At 63.1% G+C, this 22,947-nt stretch carries 25 protein-coding genes, 1 tRNA gene and 1 pseudogene; 10 read left to right on the plus strand and 17 right to left on the minus strand.

What is annotated here, in order from left to right; translation table 11 throughout:
* Positions 1-82 precede the first annotated feature (82 nt).
* The 4 genes from ACIGGF_RS09720 to ACIGGF_RS09735 all read left to right on the plus strand — a co-directional run bounded on the left by ACIGGF_RS09720 (position 83) and on the right by ACIGGF_RS09735 (position 2,878).
* Positions 83-1,183 (plus strand): ABC transporter substrate-binding protein, encoded by a 1,101-nt coding sequence (locus tag ACIGGF_RS09720; RefSeq protein WP_397521154.1) that lies wholly within the window; start codon positions 83-85, stop codon positions 1,181-1,183.
* Positions 1,184-1,187: 4 nt separating this feature from the next.
* Positions 1,188-1,661 carry an NUDIX hydrolase gene (locus ACIGGF_RS09725; RefSeq protein WP_397521155.1) on the plus strand — a complete coding sequence of 158 codons (474 nt, stop codon included), beginning with the start codon at positions 1,188-1,190 and terminating at the stop codon, positions 1,659-1,661.
* 98 nt (positions 1,662-1,759) lie between these two features.
* Entirely contained in the window at positions 1,760-2,677 is a 918-nt protein-coding gene (locus ACIGGF_RS09730; RefSeq protein ID WP_222093077.1) for an SPFH domain-containing protein, read from the plus strand.
* Between the two features lie 3 nt (positions 2,678-2,680).
* Positions 2,681-2,878 (plus strand): hypothetical protein, encoded by a 198-nt coding sequence (locus ACIGGF_RS09735; RefSeq protein WP_397521156.1) that lies wholly within the window; start codon positions 2,681-2,683, stop codon positions 2,876-2,878.
* Between the two features lie 24 nt (positions 2,879-2,902).
* On the opposite strand, the gene nrdF is transcribed toward ACIGGF_RS09735, so the two are convergent.
* The 7 genes from nrdF to ACIGGF_RS09770 form a co-directional block, all read right to left on the minus strand.
* Positions 2,903-3,877, minus strand: a complete 975-nt coding sequence (gene nrdF, locus ACIGGF_RS09740) for a class 1b ribonucleoside-diphosphate reductase subunit beta (RefSeq protein WP_397521157.1) — start codon at positions 3,875-3,877, stop codon at positions 2,903-2,905.
* 18 nt (positions 3,878-3,895) lie between these two features.
* Positions 3,896-4,660: an NUMOD3 domain-containing DNA-binding protein gene (locus tag ACIGGF_RS09745; protein ID WP_397521158.1), complete on the minus strand. Its 765-nt coding sequence runs from the start codon at positions 4,658-4,660 to the stop codon at positions 3,896-3,898.
* Positions 4,661-4,693: 33 nt separating this feature from the next.
* Entirely contained in the window at positions 4,694-6,859 is a 2,166-nt protein-coding gene (gene nrdE / locus ACIGGF_RS09750; protein WP_397521159.1) for a class 1b ribonucleoside-diphosphate reductase subunit alpha, read from the minus strand.
* 35 nt (positions 6,860-6,894) lie between these two features.
* On the minus strand, positions 6,895-7,356 hold the full coding sequence (gene nrdI, locus ACIGGF_RS09755) for a class Ib ribonucleoside-diphosphate reductase assembly flavoprotein NrdI (RefSeq protein WP_397521160.1): 462 nt from the start codon (positions 7,354-7,356) through the stop codon (positions 6,895-6,897).
* Positions 7,357-7,380: 24 nt separating this feature from the next.
* The gene (locus ACIGGF_RS09760) at positions 7,381-7,614 is read right to left on the minus strand and encodes a redoxin NrdH (RefSeq protein WP_397521161.1); all 234 of its coding nucleotides are present in this window, start codon (positions 7,612-7,614) and stop codon (positions 7,381-7,383) included.
* A gap of 403 nt (positions 7,615-8,017) precedes the next feature.
* A complete protein-coding gene (gene ykgO, locus ACIGGF_RS09765) occupies positions 8,018-8,140 on the minus strand; it encodes a type B 50S ribosomal protein L36 (protein ID WP_068421304.1) in 123 nt (40 codons plus the stop codon).
* Positions 8,141-8,182: 42 nt separating this feature from the next.
* Complete coding sequence (locus ACIGGF_RS09770; protein WP_397521162.1) at positions 8,183-8,749, minus strand: NAD(P)H-dependent oxidoreductase; 567 nt, start codon at positions 8,747-8,749, stop codon at positions 8,183-8,185.
* Positions 8,750-8,851: 102 nt separating this feature from the next.
* Here ACIGGF_RS09770 and ACIGGF_RS09775 point away from each other — a divergent pair, with 102 nt between their 5' ends.
* Entirely contained in the window at positions 8,852-9,451 is a 600-nt protein-coding gene (locus ACIGGF_RS09775) for a TetR/AcrR family transcriptional regulator (protein ID WP_397521163.1), read from the plus strand.
* A 7-nt stretch (positions 9,452-9,458) separates the two neighbouring features.
* Here the strand turns inward: ACIGGF_RS09775 and ACIGGF_RS09780 are convergent, their stop codons facing one another.
* Positions 9,459-10,247, minus strand: coding sequence for a fructosamine kinase family protein (locus tag ACIGGF_RS09780; RefSeq protein WP_397521262.1), 789 nt, complete (start codon positions 10,245-10,247; stop codon positions 9,459-9,461).
* 61 nt (positions 10,248-10,308) lie between these two features.
* On the opposite strand from ACIGGF_RS09780, the gene nadE reads away from it, so the two are divergent.
* Entirely contained in the window at positions 10,309-11,154 is an 846-nt protein-coding gene (gene nadE / locus ACIGGF_RS09785; protein ID WP_397521164.1) for an ammonia-dependent NAD(+) synthetase, read from the plus strand.
* Positions 11,155-11,176: 22 nt separating this feature from the next.
* Here the strand turns inward: nadE and ACIGGF_RS09790 are convergent, their stop codons facing one another.
* Both ACIGGF_RS09790 and moaA read right to left on the minus strand, forming a co-directional pair.
* Complete coding sequence (locus ACIGGF_RS09790) at positions 11,177-11,461, minus strand: MoaD/ThiS family protein (RefSeq protein WP_397521165.1); 285 nt, start codon at positions 11,459-11,461, stop codon at positions 11,177-11,179.
* Positions 11,454-12,503 (minus strand): GTP 3',8-cyclase MoaA, encoded by a 1,050-nt coding sequence (gene moaA / locus ACIGGF_RS09795; protein WP_397521263.1) that lies wholly within the window; start codon positions 12,501-12,503, stop codon positions 11,454-11,456. Before moaA ends, ACIGGF_RS09790 begins: the two co-directional genes overlap by 8 nt.
* 180 nt (positions 12,504-12,683) lie before the next feature.
* Here moaA and glp point away from each other — a divergent pair, with 180 nt between their 5' ends.
* From glp to ACIGGF_RS09810, 3 genes are read left to right on the plus strand one after another with little or no spacing between them, the layout of a single operon-like run.
* Entirely contained in the window at positions 12,684-13,874 is a 1,191-nt protein-coding gene (gene glp / locus ACIGGF_RS09800; RefSeq protein ID WP_397521264.1) for a gephyrin-like molybdotransferase Glp, read from the plus strand.
* On the plus strand, positions 13,862-14,881 hold the full coding sequence (gene moaCB, locus ACIGGF_RS09805) for a bifunctional molybdenum cofactor biosynthesis protein MoaC/MoaB (protein WP_397521166.1): 1,020 nt from the start codon (positions 13,862-13,864) through the stop codon (positions 14,879-14,881). Before glp ends, moaCB begins: the two co-directional genes overlap by 13 nt.
* Entirely contained in the window at positions 14,874-15,287 is a 414-nt protein-coding gene (locus ACIGGF_RS09810) for a molybdenum cofactor biosynthesis protein MoaE (protein ID WP_397521167.1), read from the plus strand. The genes moaCB and ACIGGF_RS09810 overlap by 8 nt, the downstream gene beginning before the upstream one ends.
* Positions 15,288-15,292: 5 nt before the next feature.
* Here ACIGGF_RS09810 and ACIGGF_RS09815 read toward each other — a convergent pair whose 3' ends face one another.
* Together ACIGGF_RS09815 and ACIGGF_RS09820 are read right to left on the minus strand one after the other, a co-directional pair.
* Complete coding sequence (locus tag ACIGGF_RS09815) at positions 15,293-16,345, minus strand: CobW family GTP-binding protein (protein WP_397521168.1); 1,053 nt, start codon at positions 16,343-16,345, stop codon at positions 15,293-15,295.
* Between the two features lie 56 nt (positions 16,346-16,401).
* Positions 16,402-17,232 (minus strand): annotated as a pseudogene (locus ACIGGF_RS09820) (N-acetylmuramoyl-L-alanine amidase); the annotation flags it as partial.
* Positions 17,233-17,763: 531 nt separating this feature from the next.
* Between ACIGGF_RS09820 and ACIGGF_RS09825 the strand changes: the two are divergent.
* Positions 17,764-18,108: an Lsr2 family protein gene (locus tag ACIGGF_RS09825; protein ID WP_037190211.1), complete on the plus strand. Its 345-nt coding sequence runs from the start codon at positions 17,764-17,766 to the stop codon at positions 18,106-18,108.
* Between the two features lie 134 nt (positions 18,109-18,242).
* Here the strand turns inward: ACIGGF_RS09825 and ACIGGF_RS09830 are convergent.
* From ACIGGF_RS09830 to ACIGGF_RS09850, 5 genes are all read right to left on the minus strand, one after another.
* Positions 18,243-18,315: transfer RNA gene (locus ACIGGF_RS09830), tRNA-Ala, on the minus strand.
* A gap of 127 nt (positions 18,316-18,442) precedes the next feature.
* Positions 18,443-19,132 (minus strand): DsbA family protein, encoded by a 690-nt coding sequence (locus ACIGGF_RS09835; RefSeq protein WP_397521169.1) that lies wholly within the window; start codon positions 19,130-19,132, stop codon positions 18,443-18,445.
* 67 nt (positions 19,133-19,199) lie between these two features.
* A complete protein-coding gene (locus tag ACIGGF_RS09840; RefSeq protein ID WP_397521170.1) occupies positions 19,200-20,453 on the minus strand; it encodes an MFS transporter in 1,254 nt (417 codons plus the stop codon).
* On the minus strand, positions 20,450-22,090 hold the full coding sequence (gene pgm / locus ACIGGF_RS09845; protein ID WP_397521171.1) for a phosphoglucomutase (alpha-D-glucose-1,6-bisphosphate-dependent): 1,641 nt from the start codon (positions 22,088-22,090) through the stop codon (positions 20,450-20,452). Before pgm ends, ACIGGF_RS09840 begins: the two co-directional genes overlap by 4 nt.
* A gap of 86 nt (positions 22,091-22,176) precedes the next feature.
* Positions 22,177-22,908, minus strand: coding sequence for a DUF1295 domain-containing protein (locus ACIGGF_RS09850; RefSeq protein ID WP_397521265.1), 732 nt, complete (start codon positions 22,906-22,908; stop codon positions 22,177-22,179).
* Between the last annotated feature and the right edge of the window lie 39 nt (positions 22,909-22,947).

Here is a 22,947-nt window from a genome sequence, read left to right on the forward strand (position 1 = left end):
GACGGCGTCCGTTCCGGTGTTCTGCGGCAGTCACCGTCCGATACTGTGTGAGACCACCCGACCCGTCGAAGGAAGTCCCGCGTTGCCACTTCACCCACGCGTCCCCCGTTCGTGTGCACCGCTTTCGTTCACATCGCGCCGGATCGGCACCGTCGCCGCCGCATTTCTCACCGCTGCTGTGGCGCTGGTCGGCTGTTCCGACTCCGAAGCGCAGGACGACGCGTCCACCATCATTCGCACCACGACGAACATCGCGGGAGCCGGAGTGGTCGGAAACAACCGGGACACCGTCGGGCTGTGCCCCGCGCTCGCCCCGCTCGATCCCACCGGAGTAGAAGGTGACACCCGTCCCGTCGGGCACGCCGAGGGAATCAGCGACATTCCCGCCGACCCCCAGCGCATCGTCGTTCTCGATGCCGCGGGCCTGGACGCAAGCTGTGCGGTCGGCATCTGGGAACGGGTTGTGGGCTCGGCGACGCTGAACCCCGATTTCCGCGGCGACGGTGATCAACCTCTCTATTTGGGCACCGGGTTGGCGTCCGTCCCGTCCGTCGGTCCGGTGGGTGCACCGAACATCGACGCCATCGCCGCTCTCGACCCCGATCTGATTCTGGGTGCCGACTCGCTCGGATCCGACACCTACGACTCGTTGACGGCGATCGCACCGACCGTATTCACCGCCACCGGGCAGGGATGGAAGGACACCTTCCTGCAATCGGCCGCAGCGCTGGGTCGAGGGCAGGCCGGGTTCGACGCACTCGCATCGTTCTCTGCGGATGCCGAACAGACGGGTCGCGAGATCGATGCATCCCAGACTCAGGCGTCGGTCATTCGGTTCGATGCCGATTCCATCGAGGTGGACGGCCCGAACTCGTTCGCCGGCCAAGTGCTCGCCGAGGTGGGGGTAGCGCGGCCGCAGAGCCAACGAGATGGCCCTGTATCCGTCGACCCCGACAACCTCGAGCCAGTCGAGGGCGACATCGTCTATGTGCGATTCGCCGGCCCCGACGGCGAGACGTTCGGGCGCGAGGTGATGGACAGTGACGCATGGTATGCGCTCGGCTCCGTCACCGACGGCCGCATCTTCGCCGTGAACGACACCGTGTGGTCGGGCAGCGGGATCATCGCGGCGCGGGCAATCCTGGACGACCTGTCCGCTTCCTTGAACGGCTACGTGTCCTAGCGCGATGCCCATTCCCGAGTTCGTGCAAGCGCTACGCAGCGTCGTCGGTACGTCGCCCCTCTGGTTGTCCGGTGTCAGTGCCGTCGTTCTCGACGACGACCGTCGAGTGCTGCTGACCCTGCGAGCAGACAACAACACCTGGGCCGTGGTCTCCGGGATCCTCGAGCCCGGCGAAGAACCTGCACCGGCCGCTCTGCGAGAGATCGGTGAGGAGACCGGAGTGGACGCCACGATCGTGCGCCTGACGAGCGTCGATGTGACCGAGCCGATCACCTATCCCAACGGCGACGTCGCGCAGTATCTGGACATCACGTTTCTGGCCCGCTACACCGGCGGCAATCCTCACGTCGCCGACGACGAAAACCTCGACGTGGCCTGGTTCGCGCTCGACGAACTACCCGAAAACCTCACTGCCACATCTCGATTGCGCATCGAGAAAGCCATCGCCGACGACCCGTCGGCCTGGTTTCGACGCTGACTCCCCCACCCGCGCCGCGGGCACAGATGCATCGACCAGCCATCCATCGCTCCGTAATGTGATATCACTTTAGTATCACCATCGAGAGGGAGGTTCCCATGTCAGCACCCACTACCGTCGCCGAGAAGCCGACGGGTACACCGACCACCACCATCGCCGAGCGCACCGGCTGGGATCTACCCGGATGGTCGATGCTCGGTGTCGGTCTCGCATTGTTCCTCGGCGGGATCGCCGTCTTCGTTCTCGGTCTCGTCTTCTCCGTGGCGGGGTTGGTAGCCGGCGGAGTCGTATTGTTCGTGCTCTCACTGCCGGCACTGATGGGTTTGACTCTGGTGCAACCTAATCAAGCTCGCGTTCTGCAGCTACTCGGCAGCTCGTACAGTGGAACGCTGCGCACACCGGGGCTACGCTGGACCAATCCACTGACCTACCGCAGGGCCATCTCGACGCGCATCCGCAATCACGAGACCGGCCAATCGAAGGTCAACGACGCCGACGGCAACCCGATCGAAATCTCCGCCATCGTCGTCTGGCAAGTTGCCGATACCGCCCTGGCGTCGTTCCAGGTGGACGACTACGAGGAATTCGTGGCCGTCCAGACCGAATCTGCGGTTCGCCACATCGCCGGTAGCTACCCGTACGACGCCGAAGGACGAATGTCGTTGCGGGAGAACGCAGACGAGATCACAGCCGCCATGTCGGAGGAGGTACACGCGCGGGTTCGCTCGGCCGGCGTCGAGGTGATCGAGACCCGAATCAACCGTCTCGCGTACGCGCCGGAAATTGCCCAGGCCATGCTGCGACGCCAGCAGGCCGGAGCGGTCATCGCGGCCCGTCAGCAGATCGTCGAGGGCGCGGTCGGGATGGTGGAAATGGCACTCTCGAAGCTCGAAGAGAAGCACGTCGTCGAACTCGACGAAGAGCGGAAGGCGACGATGGTGTCGAATCTGCTCGTCGTACTGTGCAGCGATCGCGATACTCAACCGGTCGTCAACACCGGATCGCTGTACCAGTGAGCCATGGCCGTCGAGCGTAAGAAAATTCTGCTTCGGCTGGACCCTGCGGTGCACGACGCCCTCGCCCGCTGGGCTTCGGACGAACTCCGAAGCACCAACGCTCAGATCGAGTTCCTGTTACGTCGAGCATTGAGCGACAAGGGCCGCATGCCGAAAGAGGCCGAAGAGATTCGCGCGCCGGGCCGCCCACCGAAAGAGTGAGCGGCCCGGCGCGCGAGCAAGTCTCTAGAAGTCCCAGTCCTCGTCTTCGGTGTTGACGGCCTTTCCGATGACGTACGACGATCCCGAGCCGGAGAAGAAGTCGTGGTTCTCGTCGGCGTTCGGTGACAGTGCCGACAGAATCGCCGGGTTCACATCCGTCTCGTCCTTCGGGAACAGTCCCTCGTAGCCGAGGTTGTTCAGTGCCTTGTTGGCGTTGTAGCGCAGGAACTTCTTGACGTCCTCGGTGAGACCGATCTCGTCGTACAGATCCTGGGTGTACTCGACCTCGTTGTCGTACAACTCGAACAGCAACTCGAACGTGTAGTTCTTGAGCTCTTCCCGCCGCGCCTCGCTGGCCGTCTCGAGGCCCTTCTGGAACTTGTAACCGATGTAGTACCCGTGGACGGCCTCGTCCCGGATGATCAGACGGATCAGGTCTGCGGTGTTGGTCAGCTTGGCCCGCGACGACCAGTACATCGGCAGGTAGAAGCCGGAGTAGAAGAGGAACGACTCGAGCAGCGTCGACGCGACCTTGCGCTTGAGGGGGTCGTCACCGTGGTAGAAGTTCAGCACGATCTCGGCCTTGCGCTGAAGGTTGACGTTCTCCTCGGACCAACGGAACGCATCGTCGATATCGCGGGTGGAACTCAGGGTGGAGAAGATGGAGCTGTAGCTCTTGGCGTGCACCGATTCCATGAACGCGATGTTGGTGTACACCGCTTCCTCGTGCGGAGTGATGGCGTCGGGAATGAGGCTCACCGCGCCGACCGTCCCCTGAATGGTGTCGAGCAAGGTCAGACCGGTGAACACCCGCATCGTCAGCTGCTTCTCGACCGCAGTCAGAGTGGCCCACGACGGGATGTCGTTGGACACCGGCACCTTCTCGGGCAGCCAGAAATTACTGGTGAGGCGCTCCCAGACTTCGGAGTCCTTGTCGTCCTGGACCCGGTTCCAGTTGATTGCGGAGACGCGATCGATCAATTTGAACTTTTGGCTCATGGGAACAGTCGCCTTCTTCTACTCGTCGTTGATTCTGGTCGCGTCCGCGATGCAGTGCTGACAGGAGTCCTTGAAGACCCCCTTGTTCGTGTGATGCCGGGTATGCGCGCTCCGCTTGCTGGACGGCTTCGGCCGTCCCTTCTGCGCATCAGACATCTTTGCTCGAGTCTCCGGGCTGGCTCGGAGACCGAAATTGGGGTTACCGGCACCCTGGCGTTGGTTGGACAGCCGTGCCCGCGACTCCTCCGACATCTCCCGACCGAAGCTCGGGTGGGCACCCCCGAACTTACCAAAATTCGGATTTTCGGAGCCCCCGTAAGTTCCCTTACGCTCACGGGACCACTTCTCGCGCTGCTCAGCGGAATGCGTACGGCCGTGAAACGGATTTTCCTCGGCGAACCGGCTGATCCCAGGCCGCCCAGTCGAGCGAATACGAGCCGCCTCTCGCATCTCTGTCGTCCATACGACACCGGTCGGCCCAAGTCCACCATCCGTCAAGTTCAGCAGAGGTTGACTGTCTCGCCTCAGATAGGCAATCCAATCTGCCTCGGCTCGACCGAGTTCGACAAGAGTCTCGACCCAATGGAGCTCGTCAGCGATCACTTCAGCCCGGTCTTGCTTGCGCAACCAGTCGTAGAACGGCGTTTTACGGCCAGTGCTCGCGACTTTGAGGTGCTGGCGCAAACGAACGCCCGCCGACTTAGTGGTGAGACCGACGTATCGGTAGTCGAATGCCGAGCGCAACCGCACCCCGTAGATCACACCACCCGAGTCGAGTGCCATGCTGCTCCAATCCCAAAACGGATCCTCCAGGCATCAAAGCATGCAAGAAACGCAGTTTTCCACCTCAGTGCCTTCGAGGGCCATCTGACGAAGACGGATGTAGTAGAGCGTCTTGATGCCCTTACGCCATGCGTAGATCTGCGCGCGGTTGATGTCGCGAGTGGTGGCGGTGTCCTTGAAGAACAAGGTCAACGACAGGCCCTGATCGACGTGTTGCGTTGCGGCAGCGTAGGTGTCGATTATTTTCTCATAGCCGATCTCGTACGCATCCTGGTAGTAATCCAGGTTGTCGTTGTCCAGATACGGTGCCGGGTAGTAGACGCGACCGATCTTGCCTTCCTTGCGAATCTCGATCTTCGACGCCACCGGGTGAATCGACGAGGTGGAGTAGTTGATGTACGAGATCGAGCCGGTCGGCGGAACGGCCTGCAGGTTCTGGTTGTAGATTCCGTATTCCTGCACCGAGGCCTTGAGCGCGGTCCAGTCGGCCTGCGTCGGGATGGCGACATCGGAGTCGGCGAACAGTTTCGCGACCTTGGGTGTCGCCGGCTCCCACACCTGGTCGGTGTACTTGTCGAAGAACTCGCCCGAGGCGTATTTGGAATCCGGGAAGCCCTTGAAGTACTGGCCGCGCGCCTTGGCCAGCTCGTTCGAGGCCTGGATGGCGTGGAACAACACCGTGTAGAAGTAGATGTTGGTGAAGTCGATTCCCTCGGTTGAGCCGTAGTGGATTCGCTCGCGAGCGAGGTATCCGTGCAGGTTCATCTGGCCGAGACCGATTGCGTGAGAATCGTTGTTGCCCTGCTCGATCGACGGCACCGAGAAGATGTGGGTCTGATCCGACACCGCAGTCAGACCACGGATCGCCACCGCGATGGTCTTACCGAAATCGGGCGAATCCATCGTCTTGGCAATGTTCAGCGAGCCCAGGTTGCACGAGATGTCCTTGCCGACATGGCTGTACGAGAGGTCGTCGTTGAACGTCGACGGCGTCGAGACCTGAAGAATTTCCGAGCACAGGTTGGAGTGAGTGATCTTCCCCTTCACCGGGTTCGCACGATTGACCGTGTCCTCGTACATGATGTACGGGTATCCCGACTCGAACTGCAGCTCGGCGAGCGTCTGGAAGAATTCACGAGACTTGATCTTGGTCTTGCGGATTCGCTTGTCGTCGACCATCTCGTAGTACTTCTCGGAAACGTCGATGTCGGCGAACGGCACTCCGTAGATGCGCTCAACGTCGTACGGCGAGAACAGGTACATGTCCTCGTTCTTCTTCGCGAGCTCGAACGTGATGTCCGGGATGACGATTCCGAGAGACAGCGTCTTGATACGGATCTTCTCGTCCGCGTTCTCGCGCTTGGTGTCGAGGAACTTGTAGACGTCGGGGTGATGCGCATGCAGGTACACCGCGCCGGCACCCTGCCGCGCTCCGAGCTGGTTGGCGTACGAGAACGAGTCCTCGAGCAGCTTCATGATCGGAATGACACCGGACGACTGATTCTCGATGCGCTTGATGGGCGCACCCGCTTCGCGAATGTTGCTCAGCAGCAACGCCACTCCACCGCCGCGCTTGGAGAGTTGCAGGGCGGAGTTGATGGACCGTCCGATGGACTCCATGTTGTCCTCGATGCGGAGCAGGAAGCACGAGACGGGCTCGCCGCGCTGCTTCTTGCCCGAGTTGAGGAAAGTGGGTGTGGCGGGCTGGAACCGACCGGCGATGATCTCGTCCACGAGATCGGTGGCCAACGCCTCGTCACCGGCGGCCAGCGTCAACGCCACCATGCACACCCGGTCTTCGAACCGCTCGAGGTAGCGCTTGCCGTCGAACGTCTTGAGTGTGTACGAGGTGTAGTACTTGAACGCTCCGAGGAACGTGGGGAACCGGAACTTCTTCGAGTACGCGTGGTTGATGAGGAACTTCACGAACTCACGGGAGTACTGATCGAGAACCTCGGGCTCGTAGTAGTTCTCCTCGACCAGGTAATCCAGCTTCTCGTCCAGATCGTGGAAGAACACCGTGTTCTGGTTGACGTGCTGCAGGAAGTACTGGTTGGCGGCTTCGCGGTCCTTTTCGAACTGGATCTCGCCGTTGGGGCCGTAGAGGTTGAGCATCGCGTTGAGCGCGTGGTAGTCCATATCTCCGTCGCCGCGAATGGTTGCGGGCGCGGGTGCTGCGTCGGTGATGGTCGGTGCCACGGCGATGCTCCTACAGGTATGTGGTGGGTGATGCTCTAGTGCGTGTGGGCAGCTCGGCGGACTTCACGTTCCCAGAAGTCCTCCAACCCCTCGCGGACTCGCACTACGTCCTCGGGAGTACCCATCAATTCGAAGCGGTAGAGATACGGGACTGCGCATTTCTGCGAAATGACGTCTCCGGCGAAGCAGAAGGAATCACCGAAATTGGTGTTTCCGGCAGCGATGACAGCTCTGATCAACGAACGATTGTGCTTGTCGTTGAGAAACTTGATCACGCGCTTGGGTACGTAGTTGGTATCGCGGCCGGCGTACGTGCTTCCTCCGCCGTACGTCGGCACGATCAGAACGTATGGCGAGTCGACGCGAAATGTGCCCTCCGGATCACGCAGCGGGATGCGCGTCGCGGGGATGTTCAGCTTCGAGACGAAGCGATGCGTGTTCTCGGATGCACTGGAGAAATACACCAGTGAGTGGGAAGACTGCGGTTGCGAACTCACCGCTCACTCACTTTCCCGTTCTGTTCAAGCAGCGTTCACTGCGAGGGTCTTGATGCGGTCGGGACGGAAACCGGACCAGTGATCGTCACCGGCGACGACGACCGGTGCCTGCAGGTAGCCCAGAGCCATGACGTAATCACGAGCCTCGGGGTCCTCCGAGATGTCGACGACCGAGTACTCGATGCCCGCTTTGTCGAGGGCGCGGTAGGTTGCATTGCACTGAACGCAGGCGGGCTTGGTGTAAACGGTGATGCTCATGGTGTCCCTCTTTCCGTTGTCGCCATCGGATGCACCGACGGCGACCGATGTGCTCTGCGTGTAGCACCGAGAACATCTCCCGCTCAGGGCGACTTCGACCTGCTCCAACCCGCATTCACACGGTCTTCGAGTTGTGGCCTCTCGGTCGGTCAAACACTACACCTAGTGTCCGACATATGCCTACAACACGAGATGTTGCGAACAACATGCGTGGTATTCGCTGGTCACGGCGTTGCCGTCGCCGTTACGGCACACCGCTCCGGCGTGTCGCACGTCACAGGTCGTCGGTGTTGTTCGTCACCAGCGACGTCGACATCGACAGTGACGTCCCCCAACGGCCCGTCCACAGCGAAAACGGCCCCTCGGAACGAATCCGAGGGGCCGTCGCGGAGGTCCGCATTCGTCAGCGTTGACGCGCCTTGAAACGCGGCTCCTTCTTGTTGATGACGAACACCTTGCCGTGACGCCGCACCACCTGGGCACCCGGCTTGTCCTTGAGCGATTTCAGAGAGTTTCTCACCTTCATGCGCCCAGGCTACATGAAAACGATTACCGTAACCATCGAGGGTCAGGCGGTCACGAGATCATTCGAGGCCTTGACCAACTCCGCCACCACATGGCCTATTTCACCGGACACCTCGGAGTTCTCACGCGGATGCGCCGAACCGAACTTGTCCATGGTTCCACCGATGGAAAGCTGAACGTCCTCGAGCACCGACCCACCGGCGATGCGAACGGCCTTGCTCGTGTCCTCGTGTGCCCACTTGGCACCGTTACCGCTGGGTGACGCACTGATGACCACAACCGGCTTGCCCACCATGGCACCCGCACCGTACGGACGCGAGAGCCAGTCGATCGCGTTCTTCAGCACGGCCGGGATGGTGCCGTTGTATTCGGGTGTGACCAGCAACAGCGCCGACGCCTTACCGGCGGCCGCACGCAGAGCGAGAGCGGCGGCGGGGATCGATCCCTCGACGTCGATGTCCTCGTTGTAGAAGGGGATGTCTCCGAGTCCGTCGTAGACCACGACCTCGGCATCGGACGGTGCCACGGTGACGGCGGTCTCGGCAATCTGCTTGTTCACCGATTCGGCGCGCAGGCTTCCGACGAGGACGAGTACGTGAGCGTCTGACATGGAATATTCCTTCTGAAGTTCGGTTGACGTGATCGCCGCGTCAATTCATACCATTGAAACGGACCGTGGTCCACTTATGTTCCCCGCAGGTAGGCTGAACACGTGACCGGCCCCATGCTGCCCATTGCGGGCGAAGATTCCGAGCGATGTGACGCAGCGCGCAACCGCCGGTTGCTACTCGACGCCGCAACGGATCTGGTGGCCACCATCGGAGCCGACGCCATCACCATGGACGCGGTGGCGACCAAGGCCGGAGTGGGCAAAGGGACGGTGTTCCGCCGATTCGGCAACCGGGCCGGACTCATGCGCGCACTGCTCGATCACACCGAGCAGAAGCTGCAACGCTCCTTCATGTTCGGCGAGCCGCCGCTGGGCCCAGGGGCGGATCCGATCGACCGACTCGTCGCCTTCGGCCGGGCGCGCCTGGAGTTCGTCAACGTCCAGGGCGAAGTCTTGCGCGCTGCCGAAACCTCGGCAGACGCTCGCTACTCCGCCCCGGCCCACATGGTCAACTTCACGCACGTCCTGTCATTGCTCCGTGCAGCCGACGTGGACGGCGATCTCCCACTGCTGACGCACTGGCTCCTCACACCGTTGGAGGCCACCTTGGTACTGCACCAGTACCGCGATCTGGGTATACCGATGGACCGCTTGGCCGACGGTTGGGAAGACTTGGTACGCAGAGCGACTCGCGACAGATAGATCGCCCTCACAGCCTCTCGACCGCTGCCGCAGCGGTGTGCAACGCAACACCGTAGGAACGGCCGTGGCCCGCCGCATGAACGGCGAGCGGGTGCAGCTGATGCAGCGACACGCGCTCTCGCCATCCGTCTCGTAGCGGCCGCACTGACTCGTACTCTTCGATGATCTCGTCCAGCAGCGGGCACCCGAAGAGCGCCAACATCGCGAGATCGGTCTCCCGATGTCCGCCGTGCGCCGCTGGATCGATCAGCACCACACCTGTGTCGGTCCAGAACACGTTGCCGCTCCACAGATCTCCGTGAATCCGGCTCGGTGGCTCCGCATCGCCGAAGACACCGTCCGCAATGCGTCGGCACGCCGATTCGACGGTCGCAGCCTCTGCGGACGTCACGGTGCCTGCATCGACTGCGATCCGCAGGAACGGCAACACTCGTTCGGCAGCATAGAAGGCACCCCACGTCCGATGCACCGTATTGCTCATCGGCCGAGCCCCGATGAACAGTTGTCCGGAGAAGGGCGCACCGTCGGAGTCGACCGGCGGCGCGCCGAATCCGGCTGCTCCGCCGTCGTGCATTCGCGCCAACGCTCGGCCGAATCCTGCCGCCGCGGACAGCGTCGGATTCGCCGCAGTCAAACGCTCGAGTTCGATGTGCGTCGGCCCGTACTCCAGAACTCGGACAACCGGCGCGCCCGCCTCGCCGAGCCAGTGGAGACCTGCGGCCTCGGCAGCAAAGAAGTCGCGGTGCGCCTTCGGGTTTCGTTTGACGAAGGTATCGGAGGATCCGCTCACGAGAATCGACCTTACGCGCGACGCGTGTGCGCAGCGGCAGACCTGGTGGCGTCACTAGTATGTCGTGATGGGACACATCAACTCGGAATTGCGCACGGGAATCATGCGCGAGCTGGCAGTGCAGTCGACCATCGATCCGGTCACCGAGATTCGTAGGAGGGTGGACTTCCTCAAGGAGTACCTGTCGTCCACCCCGGCTACGGGCTTCGTACTCGGTATCAGTGGCGGACAAGACAGCACACTGACCGGCAAGCTCGCGCAGCAGGCCGCGGCAGAACTGCGGGCCGACGGCAAGGAGGCCGAGTTCGTCGCTGTTCGACTCCCCTACGGCGTACAGGCCGACGAAGACGACGCGTCGATCGCGCTGGCGTTCATCGACCCCGATCGAACCGTGGCGGTCGACATCAAGCCCGCCGCAGACGCGTCGGCGGCCGCCGCTGCAGAAGCACTGGGAACCGACGAGGTTCGCGATTTCGTTCGAGGCAACATCAAGGCCCGGCAGCGGATGGTCGCGCAATACGCCATCGCCGGAGAACTGGGCTACCTCGTCGTCGGCACCGACCACGCCGCCGAGGCGGTCACCGGCTTCTTCACCAAGTTCGGCGACGGCGGAGTCGACCTGACTCCGCTCACCGGCCTCACCAAGCGTCAGGGTGCCGCACTGCTTCGCGAACTCGGTGCACCGGAGAGCACCTGGCGAAAAGTGCCCACCGCGGATCTCGAGGACGACCGTCCGGCGCTGCCGGACGAGGAGGCCCTCGGGATGACGTACGCACAGATCGACGACTATCTCGAAGGAAAAGAAGTCGACGACGACGTGGCCGAGAAGCTGGAGAACATGTTCATGGCGACCCGCCACAAGCGGACGGTGCCGGTGACGCCGTTCGAGGACTGGTGGACACGTTCCTGCTGAGGACGCGGAGCAGGTTCGGCGATCAACCGCCCGCGAACGGCGGCAGCACGTCGACCCTGCTCCCGATCGCGCGGTCCAGATCGCGCGTGAGGTCCTCTCCGACGAGATAGGCCGACACTCGCAGGATCGGGTCCATCGGCGCGCCGTGCCGGGACCGAATCACCTCTCGAAGGTCGGCCAGAGTGGCTCCCACCGGGACGGTGACGTACTCCGATTCGCATCCAGACGCATCCACTGCCGCAGCGAAATACCGCACCTCGACCTCGGTCGACGACTCGGCGTCGCTGGACGTCCGTAGCTCAACCACCGATCGCTCCCATACTGCGGGCCGGAGGAACGAAGCCGTCTGCGTCGATCCCGTGTCCGGCCCATTTGTTCCACATCGCTCCACGCCACACGGCCGCCAGTTCACCATCGCTGGCACCGCCCCGCAGCGCCGCGCGCAGATCGGTTTCGTCGTCGCTGAACAGACATGACCGGATGGTTCCTTCGGCGGTCACCCTGGTGCGGTCGCACTCTCCGCAGAACGAGCGCGTCACCGAAGCGATGATGCCGACAGTGGCATCGGTACCGTTCACGCTCCATTCCTCGGCCGGTGCCGACGGATCGGCGCGACCCACCTCACGCAGGTCGAATTCGGTGGCCAGCTCGTCGAGCAAGGTCTGGGCGTCGATCATGTTGGCGCGAGCCCACTCGTGGTCGGCGTCGAGCGGCATCTGCTCGATGAATCGAAGCGCCACCCCTTCGTCCAGGCACCAGCGCAACAGATCGACCGCTCCGGAGAGGGTGTCCCGCATCAGAACCGCATTCACTTTCACCGGACCGATGCCCGCTCGTTTCGCCGCGCGTATACCGGCCAGCACCGACGGCAACCTGTCGCGTCGGGTCAGTCGCGCAAAATCTTCGCGATCCACCGAATCCAGGGACACATTGACCCGGGTCAGTCCGGCATCGGCCAGCGCCGCTGCGCGATGCTCGAGCCCGACCGCGTTGGTAGTCATCGACAGCGGTACGCCTGCTGCAGCATCGGAACACAGCCGCAGAATCTCGTCGAGGTCGCGGCGCATGAGGGGCTCACCGCCGGTGAACCGAACGTCGCGAATACCCAGCAAGCGCACCGATACCGACACCACCCGGGCAATCTCGACGGGCGTGAGCAGATTGGCAGCAGGAATGGCCGGCAGACCTTCCTCCGGCATGCAGTAGGTGCATCGCAGCGAGCACTTCTCGGTGATAGAGATACGCAAATCGCGCGCGACCCGACCGAAGCGGTCGATCAGATGGGGCACGTCCGGCCGATCCTCGACGGAATTCGCCTGCGACGACCCAGCTCCGCCGAACACCGGAATCCCGAGTGAGGTGACACTGTCCACCGACACCTCGTACCTCGCCTTCGTAGAATTCGCACACCTTGGTCTCGGACGTGACTACCCAGTATGCCGCAGCCCACACTCGTCGGTGTTGTCGGCGTGCTTAGGATTGGCACCCATGACGGCTGAGCACACGTGGGCGATCATCGGACCGACGCAGTGAGCGCGGCGTCCGTGGAGGAGCACGCTGCCGCGGTCGAGACCCTTCTCGCGGCACTGGGCACCAGAACTGCGCAGCGAATCCACCTGCCCGACGCCCTGGGCCGAGTCGCATTCGAGGATGTACGGTCGCCGGTCGATCTGCCACTGTTCCGGAATTCGCAGATGGATGGTTACGCAGTCGACTCTCGTTCCGTCACCACCACCCCGGTGACACTCGAGGTATCGACGGTCATCGCCGCCGGCCCTACGCAATCGGCAGTTCTGGCTGCGGGCAGCGCGGCAAAGATCATGACCGGCGCACCCATTCCCGACGGAGCCGACACCATCGTCCCCGTCGAGGACACCTCGATACCGACGGCGGGTTCGGTGACGATCGAACGAGGACGTGCAGCAGGGGAATTCGTTCGTGAACAGGGCAGCGACGTCCGCGTCGGAACGGTTCTGGTCGAGGCCGGTCGAGTGCTCGAACCCCGGCACATCTCGGTCCTTGCAGCAGTCGGCTTCGCCGAGGTGGCCGTGCGTTCGCGTCCCCGCGTGGCCGTCGTGACCACCGGTGCCGAATTGGTCGACGCCGGTGCGACTCTCGCGCCCGGCCAGATCTACGACTCGAACGGCATCACTCTCGCAGCACACCTACGGGCCAGCGGGGCGGAAGTGGTCACCGTTGCGCGCAGCAACGACGAGCCGACAATCTTTCGCGACATTCTCGACGAAGCAACACGTTCGGCTGAATTGGTCATCACCTCCGGCGGCGTTTCCATGGGCGACTTCGAGGTGGTCAAGGACGTCCTCGGACCACTCGGAGGAAAGTTCGGGTCGGTTCGGATGCAGCCCGGCGGGCCGCAGGGCATGACGCTGTTCGACGGTGTTCCTGTGCTCAGCTTTCCCGGTAACCCGGTGAGCACCGTTGTCTCGTACATCATGTTCGCGCGCAACATCATTCGTCGCGCAGCCGGCATCCCTCCCATCCTGTCCCGAACGGCGCACCTGTACGAGTCCGTTGTGTCTCCGCCCGGCAGGCGTCAGCTTCTCCGTGGCCGATTGCGGGACGACGGCCGCGTGGAGCTCGTGGCAGGCCCGGGCTCGCATCTGGTGGCGGCGCTGGCATGGGCCGACGTTCTGATCGATATCGACTCCGACACAACCGAACTCGCTGCAGGATCCGACGTGGAGGTATGGCCGCTGTGACCACAGACGCCCCGCAATCCCACCTGTCTCATCTCGACGACCAGGGCCGCGCACGCATGGTCGACGTGGCACACAAGAAGGAGACCTCGCGTACAGCCGTCGCCGCCGGGGAGTTCGTCACCACCGCCGAGGTCATCGCGCTCGTGCGCGCGGACGACATGCCCAAGGCCGATGTACTCGCCACTGCCCGCATCGCGGGCATCTCGGCGGCCAAGCGGACGTCGGAACTGATCCCGCTCTGCCATCAGCTCGCTCTCTCGTCGGTGAAGATTGCCTTCGGCTTCACCGACTCGTCCATCACGGTCGAGGCGACGGCCCGCACCACCGGACGCACCGGGGTGGAGATGGAAGCTCTGACCGCCGTCGCGGTGGCCGGACTGACGCTGCACGACATGGTCAAAGCCGTCGACCCGGGTGCCACGATGAACGCCGTCCGATTGATCACCAAAGACGGCGGGAAGCACGGCCATTGGCAACGGGACGGCGCAGCGGTTCCCGGCGAGGCTGCGGCCGCGCTGACATTCGAGTCCTCACGGTCCGCAGCGGTTCTGGTGGCGTCCACCGGCGGTGCCAACGGAACTCGGCCGGACACCACCGGTCCCGCCATCGCGTCCTGGCTGACCGATCGCGGCTTCACCGTCCGGGGTCCGCTGGTCTACGCCGACGCCGACATCGCGGCGGGACTACAGGACGCTCTGCGCGGCGAGCCGTCGTTGATCGTGAGCACCGGCGGCACCGGGGTCTCCCCCACCGATGCCACTCCCGAAGCAACGGCGGCTCTCCTGGACATCGATATGCCGGGTATCGCCGACGCGATACGCACACGCGGAACGTCTGCCACGCCACACGCAGTGCTCAGCCGAGGCGTTTCGGGACTTATCGGGCGCACGCTGACAATCAACCTGCCGGGCTCGCCCGGTGGCGTCAAGGACGGTCTCGCTGTTCTCGATCCACTACTCGATCACGTTCTGGCCCAGATCGCCGGAGGAGGACCCCACGATGAGTGAACTCGTTGCACGTATTTCCAGCGAACCGCTGAGCACCGCCGAAGTCGAGGCGGCGGTGCAGGATTCACGCCACGGTGCCGTAGTGCTGTTCAGCGGAATCGTCCGCGACCACGACGGCGGCCAGGCGGTGGAAACACTCGAGTACCGCGCCCACCCCGACGCGCAACGCTTCTTGAATCGCTGTTGCTCGGAGGTCTCGGCCGAGACCGGGCTGACCGTCGCTGCCGTACATCGCGTCGGGGATCTGCGCGTCGGCGACCTCGCGCTCGTGGCGGCGGTCGGATCGGCCCATCGCGCCGAAGCGTTCGAGGCGTGCGCGCGACTGGTCGAACGCATCAAGGCCGAGGTTCCGATCTGGAAGCGGCAGGGATTCGAGGGCGGCCGTACCGAATGGGTCGGACTGTAGGAGAACTACCCGGCGTCCAGGTAGCGGTGGACGGGCAGCATCGACGACGCGTCGCACTGCTCGGATGGCTCCCGCACGCATGCGCGTAGTCGTCTCTCGACGGCCGCTGCGTCGAGTTCTGTACCGATCAGCACCAGTGAGGTCTGCTCGACCTCGCCCCGCGCCCACGACGTCGCCTCGAACCTGATGTGTCGCCCTACGGTATGCACGATGAACTTCTGCGAATTCCCCGGTATCGCGAAGTCGACGAAGCCCTTGATGCGGTAGAGGTTCCCGGTGGGATTCTCCAAGAACTCGACCACGCGGCGAGGCTCCATGGGATCGGTGCTGACGAATTCGGTGTGCGAGTACTGCGCGTGCAGGTGATGGTCGTGGTCCCCGTTGTGGTCGTGGGTGTGGGTCTCCCTCAGCAACTCCTCGAACGACAATTGCACCGCCATCGTCGACTCGACCGACCGGTCTTCCGAGCGGTCGAACAACAGCAACGGATCCACTCGACCGAACGCGACGGGGACGACGGGGACGTCACCCACGACGGCGCGCACAGTGGCCACGACTGCGGAGCGGTCCGATTCCGAGACGGCATCGGATTTGTTCAGCACCACCAGATCGGCCAATTGCAGATGCTGGTCGATCTCGGGATGCCGCACTCGGGTCTGCGGGAACTCCACCGCGTCGACCACTCCGACGAGACCGCCGTAGACGATGAACTCGTTCTCGCTACCCCGGACCATCCTGATGAGATTGCGGGGTTCGGCCAGCCCGCTCGCCTCCACCACGATCACGTCGATGGCGGACCGTCGATGCGCGAGGGCATCGAACATCGCGTCCATATCGCTGATGTCGACGGCGCAACAGATACAACCGTTGCCGAGGGAGACCATCGAATCCACCTGGCCGGCCACGAGCATCGAGTCGATGTTGATCGCCCCGAAATCATTGACCACGACACCTATGCGGACACCGGAATCGTTGCGCAACAGGTGATTGAGAAGAGTCGTCTTACCTGCGCCCAGAAAGCCCGCAACGATCACCACCGGAATTCGTCGACGCGCCACGGCGTCCGAGACTACCGGGTGGCGAAACTTTGTTTCAGCAGGCCTCGAGCGACAGTGGGGGTTGCAGCGGTGCCGGTCGTCTTCGACACAGGTGAGGGCCCGAGCAGGTAGTCGATGATTCCGGTCGAGATTGCAATTGCGTGCTTCAACTGACCCTCGGAACTTTCGAGAAGGGCCGCGTCGTCGGGATTCGATCCGTTGCCCATCTCGATGAACACCAGCGGAACAGTGGTCAGTGCGGGACCGGCCACATCCGAGCGCTCCTGAATTCCCTCGGCTACGCCTGCGTAATTCGCCGGCTCGAAGCCGGCCCGAACGTACGAGTCCCGCATTGCTTTCGACGCCGATCGTCCCCCATCCGACTGGGCCGCATCGGCCGCCGCATTCGGAATCGGCAACGTAGGAACGATCAGATGGAACCCGCGCTTACCGGCGTCGGTCGTCGGGCTCGTCGAGTCCGCGTGGATACTCACCGCGACGTCGGCCCCGGACTCGCCGGCCGCGCGAGCCCTGTCGTCGACGCACCCGCCCCACCCCGAATCGTCGACTCGGCTGGTCTCGACCGTTGCACCCAGGCTCTCGAGACCAGCTTTGACGAGTTCGCTGACTTTCCAGTTGATGGTGTGCTCGGGCACACCGTCGACAGTGGTCATTCCGGTCGTCTGGCAGTCCTTCGTGCCGCCGCGTCCGTCGTTCACCTGGCGTTGCGCATTCTCCGAATGCGCGGTGCCCTGATGACCCGGGTCGAGAAATACCGTCTTGCCGGACAATTCCTCACCTACGGCGGGTGCGCCGCTGGACGGTGCGGCGATGGCCGGTGCAGACACGAGCACCCCAGCAACGAGTATTCCCGCGCCCATTATCGCCGCCAAAGCCGAGTTGGTCATCGGTGCAGATCTCATAATGTCTTGCGCAGCGGTCACAGCAGCTGCTCACTCCCCTCTCGGCCCCTCGGTTGCGCTGATAAGAGCGAGTCGCCGACACCACGGGACACACACGAAACAGCAGACACTTGCGCCCCAAGTGAACCAGATGTTGTCATCGACGCGCCCTGGATGATCTTTCGTTAGTGAAATGAGTGCGTTCGGTAATCGATCCGTTGCGAACGCGCCGCCACGTCGTACATCGATACGCCGGCTCCCCCACTCGGACCACCGCGAACCGACTCGGGGATCGAAAAGCGCCTACGAACCGGCCAGTCTGTCTTTGATTTCGATAAGGACCGACATCGTATCGGGACAATGTTCTCGCATATACCTCTGCGTTTCGGCAACCGCCTGAGCCGATTCTCGACAATTCTGCGAATCGCGTAACAATCCCCCGACCCGCATAGATTATGACTTTGTTCAGCCGTATAGTCGCATCAGTTCGATCTGGACATCCCCGCATCATCCCCTGCATCATTGGAGAGCTTCAGCATGGCCAGAAAAGTCTATGTGCAACTAGTCGATGACATCGACGAAAAACCGATCGAATCCGGTGGCGAACACATAACCTATTCGGTCAACGGAGTCAGCTACGAAATCGACCTGAGCGACAAGAACGCAAAGGAATTCCACCGCAAGCTCGACTATTACATCGAGCACTCCACCAAGGTCGGTGGAAAGCGAACGAAGAAGTCGAGCACTCCCGCAACCGGTGCCAAGCGCGACGCCAATCAGACCAAAGCCATCAGAGAATGGGCGAAGGCCAACGGCCACAATATCTCGGCGCGAGGCAGAATCCCTGCCGAGGTCGAGCAGGCATTCGACGCCGCACACTGAGCCGTCGACAGCCGAATCGGCTCCGGACACGACGCACGGAGGCCGATTCGGCGGTCGGTGACCCACAAACGCAAAAAGCGTCGCCCGAGGGCGACGCTTTTTCGTTGATTATCAGGTAGAGATTGCCATCTCGGTGGAGCTAAGGGGACTCGAACCCCTGACCCCCACACTGCCAGTGTGGTGCGCTACCAGCTGCGCCATAGCCCCGAGTTACTGCGTGCTACCGCTCATGCGGTTGCTCGAACGAAGTTACACCATCGGTCGCAGCAGCAACAAATCACCTGGTGCGGCCGGTACCGATTGCTCGACGACCGACCGCCTCAGCGCCCTGGAATCAGTTGATCGACGCGAGCCATTCCGAGTCACCGAGCGCATCGACAACCTGGCCGTCCACGAGGACCCCTGGCGTTCCGCGCGCTCCCGACGCCGCCAGTGCGTCCCGTCCGGTGTTGGCATCCTCCGCCGCGGCGTCTCGCTGGGCACCGCTCACGATGCAGTCGACCGCCAACTCGCTCGCTCCGCTGGACCGAGCGAGCTCGGCCAGTTCGGTATCGGTTCTGTCGGAGTCCGCGCCTTCTTCCGGTTGAAATTCAGGGTCGAACAATCCGGCGTGAAAAGCGGAGTAGACCCGGGCGTTCTCGGTCGCCGCGACGCAGTGCGACGCCGCAACCGCGCGCGTCGAATAGTCGCCCGATGCCGACTGCGCATCGAGGAAATTGACGAGGTGGTATTTCACCGAGACAACGCCGTCGTCGATTTTCTGAGCCAACTCCTGGCCGTGCTTCACTTCGAGGTCGCCGCAGAACGGGCACAACGGATCCTCGAAGACATCGATCACACGCTCTGCTCCCGGGCGTGCCAGCTGCACCACACCGTCGCCAGGCAACGCCAATTCGACCTCGGGGTTCTTGACGGTGCCGTAGCCGTCGTTACGTGGGGCGTCGCTTCCGCTCTGCCACATGATCGCAACCACGATGACGATCACCACCACGAGAAATGCGACACCGCCCAAAACGTAGGTCATGGTGTTGTTCGTAGCTCGGGGCGTGTGCTTCGTGCTCGATATCTTCTTCTGACTCACAGCGCGAATACTACGGACGTGCCCGCGGGGTGCGCTCGCCCTCGAGTGTGTCCGGTACGCGGGACCACCAGAGTCCGGCCACCAGAAGCAACGCACCGGTCACTGCGAATGCAGGACCGAACGAAGTTTGCTGCACGATCAGCCCCGCCACGATGGGGCCGACGACCGCGCCGACATCGGATGCCATCTGGAAAGCGGCCAATACCGGCCCACCGCGCGCTTTCGATCCGATGACATCGGCCACCGAAGCCTGCTGCGCGGGACTCATCAGACCCGATCCGATCCCGGCGACGAACGACACCACGAGAAACAGCACCGGATCCAGCACATACCCCATCACGACCGTTCCGAGGCCGCACACCACCAACCCACCCACCATGAAGGGCTTTCGTCCGCGTACGTCGGACAGGCGACCGGCACTGGTGAGAACCACCGCATTCCCCACCGCGAACACGGTCAATGCGACACCGACGAACACCTCGGACCTCTGCATCGCCTCGACGACGAACAGCGGCACCAAAGCCACCCGCACACCGAACACCGCCCATCCGTTGGCGAAGTTGGACGCCAAAGCTGCCCGATAAGAAGGAATTCGGAGTGCAGCGAGCAGCGACATCGTCGGCGGTGCAGAGCCCTTCTCCGGCCTGACGAGATCGGAATTGCCGAGGGTGAAGTACACGACGGCCGCGGCGATCACGAGAGCCACGGCATAGATGACGAACGGCACTCTCAGGCCGAAACCGACGAGGGCACCGCCGACGAGCGGGCCGCCGATGGTACCCAGCAGGAACGCGGTCGCGTACAGACCGGAAATGCGGCCACGACTACTCGGTGGGCTGATCCGGATCAACAATCCGAGAGCGGACACCGAGAACATCGTCGACCCGATTCCGCCGAGGCCGCGAAATACGAGCAACTGCCAGTACGTCTGGGCCAACGCGCACGCGCCGGTCGACACCGCAACGATCAGCAGTCCGATCAGGTAGACGGGTCGCTCACCCAGTCGCTGAACCAGAGATCCACTGGCCGGCGCGAACACCAACCGCATCAGGGCGAAAGCACTGATCACCGCAGACGCAGCAGCTACGCCGACCCCGAATTCGCGAGCGAACTGCGGAAGGGCAGGGGCGACGATGCCGAACCCCAGAGCAATGACGAACGCCGCCGATACGAGCACCCAGATTTCGGGTGGGAGCTTGCCGTCCGGCTTCGATGCCGGCTCGGGAACCGAGCTGTCGTGATCGGATGGAGGTGAGTCGGTCACGAGCTCTCGAGTGCAGAGGACACCAAGTCACGTGCTGCAGATTGAACTTCGGCGAGGTGCTTCTCACCGTGGAACGACTCCGCATAGATCTTGTAGACGTCTTCTGTTCCGGAGGGACGGGCCGCGAACCAGGCGCTCTCGGTCGTTACCTTGAGCCCGCCGAGCGCGGCACCGTTCCCCGGAGCCTCGGTGAGAGTGGCCGTGATCGTTTCGCCGGCCAACTCGGTGGCAGTGATCTGATCGGGCGAGAGCTTGGCGAGCACGGCCTTCTGCTCCCGCGTAGCCGGTGCGTCGACTCGGGCGTAGGACGGATCGCCGAACTTCGCTGTGAACTCGCCGTAACGCTGCGACGGTGTCGAGCCTGTCACTGCGGTGATCTCCGACGCGAGCAACGCGAGGATGATGCCGTCCTTGTCGGTGGTCCAGACCCGACCGTCGTGGCGGAGGAACGACGCGCCGGCACTCTCCTCGCCGCCGAATCCGAGCTCGCCGGCAAGCAGCCCCGGTACGAACCATTTGAATCCGACCGGAACCTCGAGCAGACGACGTCCGAGACCGGCGACCACCCGGTCGATCATCGACGAACTCACCAGTGTCTTGCCGACTGCCGCCGTCGGCGACCATCCCGGCCGGTGGGTGAACAAGTAGTCGATGGCAACGGCGAGGTAGTGATTGGGATTCATCAGGCCGGCATCCGGTGTGACGATGCCGTGCCGATCGGAGTCGGCATCGTTGCCCGTCGAGATATCGAACCGGTCGCGTGCAGCGATGAGCGACGCCATCGCATTCGGCGACGAGCAATCCATTCTGATCTTACCGTCCGTATCGAGCGTCATGAAGCGGAACGTGCCGTCCACCAACGGATTGACGACGGTCAGAGTAAGGTTGTGACGCTCGGCGATGGCGTCCCAGTAGTCGACACTGGCACCGCCCAACGGGTCGGCACCGATACGAACTCCGGCAGCGCGGATCGCGTCGAGGTCGAGCACGTTCGGCAGGTCGTCCACGTAGGTGCCGAGGAAGTCGTACTGTGAGACGCTTCCTGCCATCGCCTGCGCGAGGGTCACCCGCTTGATTCCCGAAATACCCTCGCGGAGGAGCTCGTTGGCGCGGTCGGCGATCACCGACGTCGCGTCACTGTCGGCCGGCCCGCCGTGCGGAGGGTTGTACTTGAATCCGCCGTCCCGTGGCGGGTTGTGCGACGGAGTCACCACGATGCCGTCGGCCTTCGCGGCCGGACCGGACTCGTTGTGGCGAAGGATGGCATGGCTGACCGCAGGCGTGGGGGTGTATCGGCCTTCGGAATCGACCAGGACGTCGACGTCGTTGGCGGCCAGCACCTCGAGAGCCGTCGTCCACGCGGGTTCGGACAGGGCGTGGGTGTCTCGGCCGATGAACAGAGGCCCGGTGATCCCCTGCGCAGCGCGGTATTCCACGATTGCCTGGGTTGTCGCCACGATGTGTGCCTCGTTGAACGCCGAATCCAAGCTCGATCCTCGATGCCCGGACGTGCCGAAGACCACCTGCTGGCTCGGCTCCGACACATCGGGCACCCGCGAGTAGTACGCCGTCACGAGTTGCGAAAGATCCACCAGATCCTCGGGCAACGCAGTGGTTCCAGCTCTCTCGTGCGCCACGATGCGCCTCCTCGTTGTGGTCGAACCGAACTCGATCGATGGATCGAACTCCTCGACAACCCTAACGCCGCTACCCCACCCTCGAGCTACCTGCTGGGTGCTTTCGGCGGGCGTGGGAGGAAATAGCTGGTCCGCTGCTGGTATTCGCGATACCCCGGACGCTTCTCCATGCTGCGCTCGAGCAACCGGGCACCGGTGGCGAACACGAGGAAATACGTCATCGCGATGGGCGAGGGCAGCGTGAACACGCCGGGCCACGCCGACGCCGAGACGAGGAACAATCCCCACCAGACTGCAGAGTCTCCGAAGTAGTTGGGGTGCCGAGTCCAGGACCACAGACCACGATCCATGATCTTGCCCTTGTTCGACGCGTCGGCCTTGAACGCCTTCAACTGGGCGTCGCCCACGGCCTCGAACGTCCAGCCGAGCGTCCAGATGAGAACGCCGAGCACGACGACGGCTGGAACCGATCCGTGCGCGACAGCGGATACCTGCACCGGCAGGGACACGAACCACAATGCGATCGCCTGCGTCAGATAGATCTTGCGCAGGGCATACACGGTTTCGTTCCCGGTGGCCTTGGAGAGCAGTTCGGTGTAGCGCGGATCCTCACCGTGCCCACGCGAACGCTGAAAGACGTGCAGTGCGAGACGAAGTCCCCACACGCCGACCAGGACGAGCAACAGCACCCGGCGCCATGCTTCACCTGTTCCGGTCACAGCCGAGATCAGCGCAATAAGCACGAAACCGCCGCCCCACGTCACGTCCACGACGTTGTGCCGTCCGATACGCGCACCGATGAGGGCGGTGACGATCATCAGAACAGCGGTACCGCCCAGGCTCGCGAGCGATACGGT

The organism is Rhodococcus sp. NPDC078407, assembly GCF_044542515.1.
In the GTDB taxonomy this organism is placed as follows: domain Bacteria; phylum Actinomycetota; class Actinomycetes; order Mycobacteriales; family Mycobacteriaceae; genus Rhodococcoides.

Bases quoted from the DNA above. Each gene is read 5' to 3' on its own strand.
- ACIGGF_RS09725 (WP_397521155.1), top strand. From the start codon at position 1,188: ATGCCCATTCCCGAGTTCGTGCAAGCGCTACGCAGCGTCGTCGGTACG.
- ACIGGF_RS09730 (WP_222093077.1), top strand. From the start codon at position 1,760: ATGTCAGCACCCACTACCGTCGCCGAGAAGCCGACGGGTACACCGACC.
- ACIGGF_RS09735 (WP_397521156.1), top strand. From the start codon at position 2,681: ATGGCCGTCGAGCGTAAGAAAATTCTGCTTCGGCTGGACCCTGCGGTG.
- nrdF (WP_397521157.1), bottom strand. From the start codon at position 3,877: ATGAGCCAAAAGTTCAAATTGATCGATCGCGTCTCCGCAATCAACTGG.
- ACIGGF_RS09745 (WP_397521158.1), bottom strand. From the start codon at position 4,660: ATGGCACTCGACTCGGGTGGTGTGATCTACGGGGTGCGGTTGCGCTCG.
- ACIGGF_RS09760 (WP_397521161.1), bottom strand. From the start codon at position 7,614: ATGAGCATCACCGTTTACACCAAGCCCGCCTGCGTTCAGTGCAATGCA.
- ykgO (WP_068421304.1), bottom strand. From the start codon at position 8,140: ATGAAGGTGAGAAACTCTCTGAAATCGCTCAAGGACAAGCCGGGTGCC.
- ACIGGF_RS09770 (WP_397521162.1), bottom strand. From the start codon at position 8,749: ATGTCAGACGCTCACGTACTCGTCCTCGTCGGAAGCCTGCGCGCCGAA.
- nadE (WP_397521164.1), top strand. From the start codon at position 10,309: ATGGGACACATCAACTCGGAATTGCGCACGGGAATCATGCGCGAGCTG.
- moaCB (WP_397521166.1), top strand. From the start codon at position 13,862: ATGGCCGCTGTGACCACAGACGCCCCGCAATCCCACCTGTCTCATCTC.
- ACIGGF_RS09810 (WP_397521167.1), top strand. From the start codon at position 14,874: ATGAGTGAACTCGTTGCACGTATTTCCAGCGAACCGCTGAGCACCGCC.
- ACIGGF_RS09825 (WP_037190211.1), top strand. From the start codon at position 17,764: ATGGCCAGAAAAGTCTATGTGCAACTAGTCGATGACATCGACGAAAAA.
- ACIGGF_RS09835 (WP_397521169.1), bottom strand. From the start codon at position 19,132: ATGACCTACGTTTTGGGCGGTGTCGCATTTCTCGTGGTGGTGATCGTC.
- ACIGGF_RS09850 (WP_397521265.1), bottom strand. From the start codon at position 22,908: ATGATCGTCACCGCCCTCATCGGTGCGCGTATCGGACGGCACAACGTC.